This is a genomic window from Alteromonas sp. ABV4_515, from assembly GCF_056160345.1.
This window is the reverse complement of the sequence record NZ_JBSWWZ010000006.1, coordinates 460,204-471,138: the sequence shown is the minus strand read 5'-3', so window position 1 is coordinate 471,138 and position 10,935 is coordinate 460,204. Positions and strand designations below refer to the sequence as shown.

Genomic DNA, 10,935 nt, shown 5'->3' with positions numbered 1-10,935 from the left:
AAAGCGAAATTTCTGTCCCCTTCGTCTAGAGGCCTAGGACACCGCCCTTTCACGGCGGTAACAGGGGTTCGAATCCCCTAGGGGACGCCATATAAGAAAGACCAGCATATGCTGGTCTTTTTTTTGGATCAAAAATTCCTATCAACCAATAGTCACCCGGTTAGTTGTCACCGTCACAAATTGTTACTTTTTCACTTAGTATCAAAACCATAACCTTGATAGTCTGATAATTGATTAATAAAAGGAATTATCACGATGCAAGGAAAGCCTTTCATAAAGCGACTATCTCATATTTCCCTTTGCCTGGGCGTGTTATCTTTTTCAGCCATCACCCAAGCCGATACCCTCATTTCCGATGATGCGCTGGATGCCTGGTTCAAAGACGGCAAATACGAACAAATTATCGATACCCTTGAAGGAGAAAAGGCGAAGTCGCCTGAACGTTTTTCGACCTATATCTCTGCCCTCATGCGCACCGATCTTGATGATGCAGAGGAAGCGGCTGAAGATTTTATCAACGCTTATCCTAATGAGTTCCGTGTTTATTTAATGCACGCCAGTGTGATGGGGGCGCAGGCCGGAGAGAGTATTTTTTCTGCATTGAGCTATGCCAAAAAAGCCCGGAAGAGTCTGGAAAAAGCTATCGAAGTCGCGCCTAATGAAATTCAAACCTATCAGGCGCTATTTCAGTTTCACTTGTTTGTCCCATCCATCGCTGGCGGAGACATGGATACAGCAAAATCCCTGGTAGAAAAAATTGCAGCAATTGACCAAAACGAGGGGCAGTTTGCTGAGGCGAAATACCTCATCGCGGATGATCAAAAAGCGCAGGGCATTGCAATCTTGCAATCGCTGACAGCAGCACCTGAAACCCAGGTTGAAGCCAGATTTATTTTGGGTGACCACTACATAAGTGATGAAGCTTACTCCCAAGCTGTTGAAGCACTGTCTCCATTGATGGATCTCGAATTTGAAGTGGTGTCCGAAAATGATGAGTTAGCTTGGAAAACGTATAGCGAAAATCGTTATGACCAACTCTATGGTTTTTACCGGCTCGGACAAGCCGCGGTGCAGTCAGGTGAATATACAGAACTGGGCATCAAGGCGTTGGAAGCGTATTTGACACAGTTGCATGACACTACAATTGATACGGGTGGTTTGCCAACTTTGAATTGGGCAAACCTACGTCTTGCTGAGTTGTATTTGAATGCAGAAGATAAAGCCCAAGCAAGACTGACTTTACAGCGCATCGAGGGTGAAGAAGATGAGCGGTTTGGGAAGCTGCTCAAAGGCTTAAAGAAAAAAGTCTGATTGTCAGCGCAGGCTGACAACTCGCAACAACGAACCCACCCGGATATGCATATCTGGGTTACATAACGTGATAAAGTGCATGTTCATCTGAGTCGCGATTCAGGCGGTATTCTCTGCCATGATATCGTGATTGTCAGAATACATTCTTTAAAGAAACAAAGGTTGGATATGCAAGATTACCCTATTGGAACCCCCGGCACACCTTGGTCAGAGGCTGAAAAAAAGCAGTGGCTCAATGCGCAAACTGTAGAACGCAGCTATAAGGAAGAAGTTATCGACCGGTTGCCCGCGTTGCCGGACAACTACAAGATTAGCCAATACGGTGCATTACCGTACGATGAATCCCGTTATCCACTTTTTGTTATAAAACCTAAATCCTTTGTCACTTCGTTACCCACCGTGCTTGTAACGGGCGGTGTTCACGGATATGAAACCAGCGGCGTGCAAGGTGCACTTAAATTTGTCTCACAACACTTAGCCGCGTGGCAACACAAGTGCAATTTTGTTGTGGCACCTTGTGTGAGTCCGTGGGGCTATGAAACGATTAATCGCTGGGACCCGTTAGCCATCGACCCCAATCGTAGTTTCCGTGAGAATTCTCCGGCACCGGAATCAGCCATGCTGAAAGCCATGGTAGACGCCATTGAAGAACCCATTCATATGCATATTGATTTGCATGAAACCACAGACACGGATAATTCAGAGTTTCGTCCCGCACTCGGTGCAAAAGACGGTATTACCCAGGATGTTTGGGACATTCCCGATGGTTTTTATCTCGTGGCCGACAGCGGCAAAGTCGAACTGGATTTCCAGAAAGCCATCATCGAAAAAGTTCGTGCTGTAACACACATCGCGCCAGCGGATGAAAATGACAAAATCATCGGGGCTGATGTACTTTCCGATGGTGTTATCAGCTACGACAAGAAATCACTATTTCTGTGTGGTGGTCTGACAGATGCGCCCTATGTCACGACAACCGAAGTGTATCCTGATAGTCCGTCAGCGTCTGACGAAATCTGCAATGATGCCCAGGTAGCAGCAATTATTGGTGGCCTGGAATATATTCTCGCGTAATCAAAATCTGCGTTAGATCAGAAAATATCGACGTTTGAACTTCTGGACGTTTGAAAGTATAGACGTCTAAATGTATAGTGTGCTTCCTGATTTTGCGAGGCACACTATGTATACCTTCACCGCTCTGATTTACGATGGCAATCGTCAGCGTATCGTTTCTCACCATTGCGATACTAAAAGTGAATTTGAACAATATCTTACCAATGAATTTGGCTGTTACGTGTGCCTGTGGATTGCGCAGGACGTTAAAAACATCGCCAGTTGAGTCTTAAACATTTTTATTAGCCCCCGTTAAATTCTACATGGCCCAGATGACCCGCTGGCGGTTCTCTGCTACACTTCGCGGCCAATTTTGTCCTCCGACAATATCCACTAACTAATGCGATCGTTAAACCTATGAGAATCTTACTTGCTCCCATGGAAGGGGTTGTTGACCATCTGATGCGAGACATGCTGACCCGCGTGGGCGGTTTCGATTTGTGTGTAACTGAATTCGTACGTGTCGTAGAACAAAAACTACCAGCCAAAACATTCTATAAACTTTGTCCTGAGTTGCGCCATGGCAGTGTGACACCGTCCGGCGTGCCGGTTCGGGTGCAATTATTAGGTCAGCATCCTCAATGGTTAGCAGAAAATGCACAAACCGCAGTGGAGCTGGGCTCCCCCGGTGTTGATCTTAATTTTGGCTGTCCTGCAAAAACGGTGAATAAAAGTAAGGGCGGAGCGGTACTGCTAAAAGAAACCGAAACCCTGTATCAAATCGTGAAAACGGTACGCGAGGCCGTGCCGGCGGAGCAACCGGTAACAGCGAAAATCCGATTAGGTTTTGAAGACAAATCTCTGGCTATCGATAACGCCATAGCGATAACGGAAGCGGGTGCCGACCAACTCGTGGTGCATGCGCGCACCAAAACGGAAGGTTATAAACCGCCGGCATATTGGGATTGGATAGCCCGTATTCGCCAGCACACAAACATTCCTCTGGTCGCCAATGGCGAAATATGGAACGCCGATGATGCCCGTAATTGTCAGGCCCAATCTGGATGCGTCGACTTAATGCTTGGAAGGGGCGCACTAGCCATGCCTAATCTCGCCCGTACTATTCGTGGCGAACAGGACATCATGGACTGGAGCGAAGTTGCAGATTTGTTGATTCATTACTCAGGGTATGAGATTTACGGCGACAAAGGCCGATATTATCCAAACCGAATAAAGCAGTGGTGTGGCTACCTGAAGCGTCAATATCCGCAGGCTGAAGTGCTGTTTAATGATATCCGCAAACTTCAGAAAGCGGATGAAATCGTTGAAGTCTTGGGCCGCCAGTCGACGCAAATTCCAGTCTTCGCAGGCTAACGTCGCTTAATCGCAGCAAAACTTGCGTGAAGATCCGTAATTGCCTAGGTTGGGATCGGGGAGAGCTATTAAACATAGCTGAAAGTCTCATACCGAAAATCTGAACAATAATAACGGAACAAATTATGAAACACACATCATCAAAGCTGGCCATTGCGCTGGCTTGCCTGTGTTCGACTGTCTCAATGCAACCGATAGCGCAAGCTGAAGAGCAGACTGAACAGACTCCACACGTTTCAATTAACACCGACCCTTATCCAAGCACCTACACACCCATTTCGGGCAAACCGACAGTTATCACCAACGTTACCATTCTTGATGGTGTTGGCAGTCGTATTGAAAACGGAATGGTTTACTTCACCGATGGCAAAATTGTGGCTGTGGGTGAAACCGTAGATTATCCAAGTGATGCCGTGGTCATCGACGGTAAAGGAAAATGGGTAACGCCAGGCATTATCGATAATCACAGTCATTTGGGGGTGTATCCAACACCCTCCGTAGGCTCAACGTCAGACGGCAATGAGATGACGTCACCGGTTACGCCTGGTGTGTGGGCTGAGCACTCTGTGTGGCCACAAGATCCAGGCTTTGGCCGGGCACTGGCAGGTGGTGTGACATCACTACAAATTCTGCCCGGTTCGGCAAATTTGTTTGGTGGACGCTCCGTGGTGCTTAAAAACGTGCCTAGCCGCACCATGCAAGACATGAAATTTCCTGATGCGCCTTACGGCATGAAAATGGCCTGTGGGGAAAATCCGAAGCGGGTTTACGGAAAGAAGGGCGGTCCAATGACCCGCATGGGTAACGTGAAAGGTTACCGCCAAGCCTGGTCCGACGCGCAAAATTATATGCGCGAATGGGAAAAATACGAGGCTGATTACGAAGCAGGGAAAAACCCTAAAGCACCGAAACGAAATCTCGATTTGGAAACCATGGCCGGTGTGCTCAGCGGCGATATACGGGTGCACATGCATTGTTATCGCGCTGATGAAATGACGGTGATGATGGATATGATGAAAGAGTTTGACTATCAAATTGCCGCATTCCACCACGCAGTGGAAGGATACAAGATAGCAGACAAGCTCGCTGAAAATAACGTGTGTGCCTCAATGTGGGCAGACTGGTGGGGCTTTAAACTAGAAGCTTACGACGGTATTCGCGAGAATATTCCGGTAGTCCATGCGGCCAACGCCTGCGCAATTGTGCATTCAGATGACGAATTGGGTATTCAGCGCTTGAATCAGGAAGCGGCCAAAGCCTGGTCGGACGGCAAGCGTGCCGGTATCGATATTAGCATGGAAGAGGCGTGGCAGTGGCTGAGTGCTAATCCTGCTAAGTCATTAGGGATTTTTGATAAAACCGGTTCGCTGGAAGCGGGTAAGAATGCTGACTTGGTATTATGGACGGGGAATCCATTCTCCACTTACACCAAAGCAGAGCAAGTTTTTGTGGATGGTGGAAAAGCCTATGAGCTAGGTAATCCGGGCAGCTGGCCACTCAGTGATTTTGAAGTCGGCCAGGTCGGCGAAGGAGATGTAAAATGAAACGCTTATTATCTCTGGCTATTGCCACTGCACTAATTTCTACCGTAATGAGTACCAGCGTACTGGCAGAAAATATCGCTATTGTCGGCGGTAAAGTGATTACCCAAACAAAGCAAGGCACGCTGGAAAGCGGTACGGTGCTTATCAAAGACGGCACAATTGAAAGAGTCTCTTCCGGCAGCAATGTTCCTTCTGGCTATACCAAGGTCGACGCTAGCGGTAAGGTGGTTACTCCTGGTTTTGTGGGCGCGCTCACCTCGCTCGGTTTGGTGGAAGTGGCCTCCTGGGCGGGTGAAGTGGATTCATCAGCGAGCAGTACAAAGGTGAGTACCACGGGCGCAGCGCTAGACGTGACTTACGCTATTAATCCGGATTCCACACTGATTGATGTTTCCCGTATTGAAGGCGTAACCTCAGCGGCTACCACCATTGCGAATACCGAACTCATGTTCCATGGGCAAGGCGCGGTGATTGGACTGGATGATGATGCTGACATTCTTAAAGACAAAGCCTTTATGGTGGTCAATATGGATGGTGCGTCTGCAGACAGTCATGGTGGTTCCCGGGCGGTGTTATGGGTAACGCTGGAAGCGCTGATTGATGAAGTCGCAAGCACCAAGAAAATACCGTCGCTGACATCGGGCTGGGATGGCATGAATGCCCGTGCGGACATTAAAGCGCTGAAGGGGGTTTTAAAAGGGGATATTCCACTGTTTATTGAAGCAGACCGGGCCGCAGATATACGTCAAGTTTTAGCCTTCAAGAAACGTCACCCGGATATCAGCATCGTTCTGCTGCATGGCGTCGAGGCCTGGCGTGTCGCTGACCAGCTGGCCAAAGCGAACATTCCCGTTATTCTCGATCCGCAACTTAACTTGCCGGGCAACTTCGAGCAGCTCGGTGCAACCCTGCACAATGCTGAGCGACTTGAGAAAGCCGGTGTGAAAGTGGCTATTGGCATGGAAACACACAATATTCGTTTGGCGGCGCAGCATGCCGGTAATGCTGTTGCTAACGGCTTGTCTTATGAGGGCGGCATTGCCAGCTTGACCTCAGTGCCAGCAATGATTCTCGGCGTTGACGATCAGGTGGGGTCTTTAGCGCGGGGTAAGCGGGCTGATGTTGTGATTTGGAGTGGTGATCCCCTTGAAGTCACCGAAGCCGCAGAGCAAGTGTATATTGAAGGGGAGGCCATTGATATGTCGTCCCGTCAAACCAAACTGCGCGACCGCTATGTGGCATTAAAGGACGTACCTGCGGGCAAAACGTCCCATTATGTGAAGCCGAAATAATATTGATATTGACAATATATTGAAGAGAAAAAGGATGCGAGTTGCATCCTTTTCTCTTTCATTCGTAGTGAACTGAGTCAATGGATATCGCTAAACGTTGACATGCAATATCAGAAGCTCGTGCTCACTCTGTGATAAGCGGGGTTAATGCATCACGCATGAATTGCGCAATCATGGGTTGCGCTTTTGCATTAGGATGAATACCATCGTTTTGCATCAGCGTTTTGTCTAGCGCCACGTCTTGAAGGAAAAACGGGATTAAAGTTATTTCATTTTCTTCGGCGACTTTGTCGAACGCATCACCGAACATCTTGGTGTAACGGCTACCGTAATTGGTGGGAATTTGCATGTCCTGAATGAATACCGTAGCGCCGCTGTCTTTAGCCAGTTTTACCATTTCGCTTAGGTTAGCACGGGTTTTGTTTACCGGGTGGCCCTGTAATCCGTCATTTCCACCCAGTTCGATAAGTACATGAGAAGGCTCATGTTGTTCCAATAAACGTGGCAATCTAGCAAGGCCACCATCTGTGGTTTCTCCGCTTATCGCAGCATTTATCACATCAATCTGAAGCTGTTCGTCGTTCCAGATATTTTGTAACAAACTTACCCAACCCTGCTGTTGCTTTAACCCGTATCCAGCGCTTAGGCTATCACCTAAGACTAACAGCTTGAATTGTTGGGGCGTTTGCGACGATTGCGTCGCAGCATACAGATGATCTGAATATACGCACAGCTGTAAGAAAACTAAGGCCAGCGCAAGCCTGTATTGGCGAAATCGTTGTAACGAAAACACGACAGTGACTACTCCTATGATAAGCACCCGAAAAATTACCAAAACAGTCTCTACGAGTGAAGGTGAACTTCAGATCCTTCAACCAATTTCATTTGAAGTCAAGGCAGGTGAGTCTATTGCCATCGTTGGCGCGTCTGGTTCCGGTAAATCTACCTTGCTCAGTTTACTGGCCGGATTGGATGAAGTGAGTAGCGGCGAAATATTGCTAGATGATGAACCGCTACACAAAATGAACGAAGAAGCCCGCGCGCGTTTACGGGGTGAGAAAGTTGGCTTTATTTTCCAAAGCTTTATGTTGGTGCAAAGTTTAACCGCATTGGAAAACGTAATGTTACCGGCGGAGATTTCCGGTCTCGACAATGCAAAAGGTCGGGCAACAGAAATTCTGGAATTGGTGGGGCTATCTCACCGGGCACACCATTATCCTAACCAGTTGTCGGGTGGTGAACAGCAGCGAGTTGCCATTGCCCGAGCGTTTATCGGTCAACCAAAAATCCTCTTCGCTGATGAACCTACCGGCAACCTGGATGCGGCGAACAGTGAAAAAATTGAACAGCTGTTATTTGATATGAACCGTGATATTGGCACTACGTTGGTGCTGGTGACCCACGACAACGAATTGGCGAAACGCTGCAGCCGTCAATTGACTATGCAGGCTGGGGTGCTTACAGAAACCACTGCGCCGGTTACTGCTGCCGAGGAAGCGTAATATGGGAACAGGGTTTAATCTTGCCTGGCGACTCTTTCGCCATGAAGCCCGAAGGGGCGAACTCACCATTATTTTATTGGCCATTGTTTTGTCGGTGGCCTCTGTGTTGTCGTTGTCACTGTTCAGCGAACGATTACAAGGGGCGCTCACCGAACGCTCTGCAAGCTTCCTGGCTGCTGATAGCCAGTTTCGCTCATCACAGCCCATCGATGATAGCTGGGTAGCAGAAGCGAGCGAATTCGATCTGAAAACAGCAAGACAAGTTGCAACCCGCTCCATGGCATTCGGCGAAGAAAATATGTCGCTGGTAGACTTACGGGCGGTGAATGAAAAGTACCCGCTAAAAGGCGAAGTGCTCATAGCCGACACGCCTTTTGGACAAACCAAAGCCGCTACGGACTTGCCCTCGCCGGGAGAAGCATGGATTGATTCTCGGCTATTTCAATTGTTGGATGTGAAGCTGGGCGGCACAATTTATGTTGGTGATGCAGAGTTTACCGTTACCCGTGTGCTCGGTGAGATCCCCGACGCCGGGTTCAGTATTTTTTCCACCGATCCCATTGTACTTATTCGCGATGCTGACTTAGCTGCAGCGAATATAACAGGGCCGGGGAGCCGGGTTAATTACACCGCTTACTTTACCGGCGATCAAGACTCCCTGAAAGGCTACTATCGCTGGCTGCGTCCGAATATCGACAAAGAAATTCACCGTTGGCGTTCGGTGTCAGAAGATCAGTCTCCAGTGGGCCGTTCGGTTGCCCGTGCTGAACGCTATTTTCTGCTTGCCAGTTTACTTGCCATCATACTCGCCGCTGTCTCGATAGCTGTAGCTGCGCAGCGATTTAGTCAGCGTCACTTCGACCCGGTAGCAATCATGAAAACCCTGGGTGCAAGCAAGGCCATGATTCGTCGGGTGTATACCATTCAAATTTGTTTAATTACCACCGCTGGTATTGTCATTGGTGTCATCGCCGGTGTGGCTATTCAGCAGGTGGTGGTCACCGCATTGGCCGATCAGGTGGATGTGTCTTTAAATGCATGGCACTGGCGGCCGGTTCTCATCGCTATTTTTACCGGTGTAATCTGTGCGTTGTTATTTTCACTCTATCCACTTCTGCGGCTTTTCTCTGTACCACCACTTCGAGTACTTCGACGAGATATAGATGCCACCATGAGTTCCCGTACTCTGCAATTTCTGGCAGCCGGTGGCGCAATATTTTTGCTGATGTGGACATACAGTCGCGACATCAAATTGAGCGCTATTTTGTTTGTCTCGGGTATCGCACTGGTAGCCGGACTCCTGTTGGTCACCATGGGATTAATACGTGTTGGGCGTAAACTCGGAACCGGAAAAATGGGGCCGTGGCAGCTCGCATGGGCGCGCATTCGTCGCCGCTCTATGGACAATAGTGTGCAGTTGATTAGTTTCTCAGTCACCTTACTGCTACTTTTGGTGGTATTGGTGATGCGAAATGACATGGTGGCGCAATGGCGGGCTCAGCTACCAGAAGGTACGCCGAACTACTTCCTGATAAACATTACCCAATCAGAAAAGCCGGAAATAGAGCAGCATTTTGCAAATGCCAATGTGGAAATGTCTGATTTCTACCCGGTGGTTCGCGGCCGTTTTGTTGCGGTGAATGATGAGCGGGTAAACACCAGCATGTCGAAAGAGGACGAGGAAGGTCCACGGGAAGGCCGTGATGGTTTGGGCCGGGAAGCGAACCTAACCTGGAGCAACACCTTGCAATTCGGTAACGAAATTACGGCCGGTAACTGGCAAGGTGACGATGCATCAGAGCCGGAAGATGGTATTTATCCGGTGTCGGTTGAAGAACAATCTGCCGAACGAATGGATATAAATTTGGGTGACGTATTAACCTTTAATATTGGTAGTGAAGACGTAAAAGTTCGCGTTACCAGTATGCGTAAAGTAGATTGGCAGACCATGCAGCCGAATTTCTTCTTTGTACTGTCTCCTGCTGCCATGCAGTCGTTCTCGCCCACATATATCACCAGTTTTTACCTGGATACCGAACGCAAGCCCGAGCTAACAGAGCTGTTAAAGCCTTTCCCATCAGCCACGTTATTCGATGTTGATGCGCGAATAAATCAACTCAGAGAAATTGTTGATCAGGTCTCGTTGGCCGTGGAATTCATTCTGATACTCGTATTGGCTGCGGGGGCACTGGTGCTCATTGCTCAAGTGCAGGCCTCGATGGACGAACGTCAACAGGAACTGGCAATTCTGCGTACCTTGGGTGCGAAGGGAAGCCTTATTCGTTTAAGCGTGGTATACGAATTTATCATTATTGGTGTGGTGGCCGGTTTCATGGCGGCACTGACTAACGAGTTAAGCCTTTATATGCTGCAAACGAGCATTTTCCAAATGGAAGCCGTGCTCCACCCTGAATATTGGATTATTGCCCCCATCGTCGGCGCTGCCGTTGTCGGGCTGCTTGGTGCTGTAGGCTGCTGGCGTTTGTTGTCATTAAATACCACCGCGTTGCTTCGCAAAATGGTGTAACAGTATAACTATTCTGTTTTAACGCAGCATTTTTCTAACGTTATTTACGGCCGGTTCAGAGAAGGGGCTTACTTCTCTGAACCGGCTATTTTTCTAGTCTTTCCCTTCACCTTCTAATTGTGTGCCAGCTTGAACATGGGCTGGGTATATTCAACTTTTCTTAATACCATTATTTATTTCGTTACAAAATTTACAACATCTCTTTACGTTGCCTGTGATACCTTACGCAATATTACTGCCGGTCGTTCTGGCAACCCGTTTTCCGGTAAGAAAATAATTGCTTCGCAGTAACCAAAATCATTACATTCAACAAGCTAAAAATGACACCCAGC

At 48.3% G+C, this 10,935-nt stretch carries 9 protein-coding genes and 1 tRNA gene; 9 read left to right on the top strand and 1 reads right to left on the bottom strand.

What is annotated here, in order from left to right:
• Nucleotides 1–14 precede the first annotated feature (14 nt).
• The 7 genes from ACXAGX_RS16385 to ACXAGX_RS16355 all read left to right on the top strand — a co-directional run bounded on the left by ACXAGX_RS16385 (nt 15) and on the right by ACXAGX_RS16355 (nt 6,574).
• Nucleotides 15–90 (top strand) — tRNA-Glu (locus tag ACXAGX_RS16385).
• Nucleotides 91–255: 165 nt separating this feature from the next.
• On the top strand, nt 256–1,311 hold the full coding sequence (locus ACXAGX_RS16380) for a tetratricopeptide repeat protein (protein WP_474839597.1): 1,056 nt from the start codon (nt 256–258) through the stop codon (nt 1,309–1,311).
• A 168-nt stretch (nt 1,312–1,479) separates the two neighbouring features.
• Nucleotides 1,480–2,385 (top strand): M14 family metallopeptidase, encoded by a 906-nt coding sequence (locus ACXAGX_RS16375; protein ID WP_474839595.1) that lies wholly within the window; start codon nt 1,480–1,482, stop codon nt 2,383–2,385.
• A gap of 106 nt (nt 2,386–2,491) precedes the next feature.
• Nucleotides 2,492–2,650, top strand: a complete 159-nt coding sequence (locus ACXAGX_RS16370; protein ID WP_474818118.1) for a hypothetical protein — start codon at nt 2,492–2,494, stop codon at nt 2,648–2,650.
• A gap of 131 nt (nt 2,651–2,781) precedes the next feature.
• Entirely contained in the window at nt 2,782–3,738 is a 957-nt protein-coding gene (dusC, locus tag ACXAGX_RS16365; RefSeq protein ID WP_474839593.1) for a tRNA dihydrouridine(16) synthase DusC, read from the top strand.
• Nucleotides 3,739–3,860: 122 nt separating this feature from the next.
• A complete protein-coding gene (locus tag ACXAGX_RS16360; protein ID WP_474839619.1) occupies nt 3,861–5,282 on the top strand; it encodes an amidohydrolase in 1,422 nt (473 codons plus the stop codon).
• Nucleotides 5,279–6,574, top strand: a complete 1,296-nt coding sequence (locus ACXAGX_RS16355) for an amidohydrolase family protein (RefSeq protein ID WP_474839591.1) — start codon at nt 5,279–5,281, stop codon at nt 6,572–6,574. Before ACXAGX_RS16360 ends, ACXAGX_RS16355 begins: the two co-directional genes overlap by 4 nt.
• A gap of 124 nt (nt 6,575–6,698) precedes the next feature.
• Here the strand turns inward: ACXAGX_RS16355 and ACXAGX_RS16350 are convergent, their stop codons facing one another.
• Nucleotides 6,699–7,367, bottom strand: a complete 669-nt coding sequence (locus ACXAGX_RS16350; RefSeq protein WP_474839589.1) for an arylesterase — start codon at nt 7,365–7,367, stop codon at nt 6,699–6,701.
• A gap of 16 nt (nt 7,368–7,383) precedes the next feature.
• On the opposite strand from ACXAGX_RS16350, the gene ACXAGX_RS16345 reads away from it, so the two are divergent.
• Both ACXAGX_RS16345 and ACXAGX_RS16340 read left to right on the top strand, forming a co-directional pair.
• A complete protein-coding gene (locus ACXAGX_RS16345; RefSeq protein WP_474839587.1) occupies nt 7,384–8,076 on the top strand; it encodes an ABC transporter ATP-binding protein in 693 nt (230 codons plus the stop codon).
• A 1-nt stretch (nt 8,077) separates the two neighbouring features.
• Entirely contained in the window at nt 8,078–10,603 is a 2,526-nt protein-coding gene (locus ACXAGX_RS16340) for an ABC transporter permease (RefSeq protein ID WP_474839585.1), read from the top strand.
• Nucleotides 10,604–10,935 lie beyond the last annotated feature (332 nt).